At 67.6% G+C, this 518-nt stretch carries 1 protein-coding gene; it reads left to right on the top strand.

Annotated features, from left to right (window positions below):
- Positions 1 to 518: zinc ribbon domain-containing protein (locus tag FXF52_RS41270; RefSeq protein WP_148805083.1), on the top strand; the 518-nt coding region annotated here is incomplete at both ends.

Genomic DNA, 518 nt, shown 5'->3' with positions numbered 1-518 from the left:
CGCGAGTCGGACCGGTTGAAGGAACGCAACCGGCGCCGGGCGAAGCTGCGCTCGATCGCCAACACCGCCGCCCTGCACGGTAACCACGCGAAAGCGCACCGGATCAAGGCCAACAACCTTGGCACGGTCAAGCGGGATCGGCAGGCCGCCCGGCACCGGGTGCGGGTGCGTACGGAGATCTTCACCGCCGTGCACGAGGTCGTCGACAAGGCCGGCACCGTGGTCGCCGAGGACCTCACCAAACGCTTCACCGGGCGTAAGAAGCTACCCAAGAACATCAATCGGCGTCTCGCGGCGTGGACCAAGGGGGTCACCGCGGAGGCGCTGAAGAGCGTGTCGGAGCGTAGAGGTTCTGCGCTCGTTCCCGTCAACGCCGCCTACACCTCACAAACCTGTCACCGCTGCGGCGACTTCGGCCGACGCAGCGGGGACCGGTTTCACTGCACCCGGTGCGGGGTGGTGTGGCAGGCAGACGTGAACGCCGCGATCAACATCCTGCACCGAGCCGGCGACCCCGA

Origin of the sequence: Micromonospora sp. MP36, from assembly GCF_008119785.1 — a bacterium.
GTDB lineage: Bacteria > Actinomycetota > Actinomycetes > Mycobacteriales > Micromonosporaceae > Micromonospora.
Note: the sequence above shows the minus strand (reverse complement) of the source record. Positions and strands in the feature narration are given on the sequence as shown.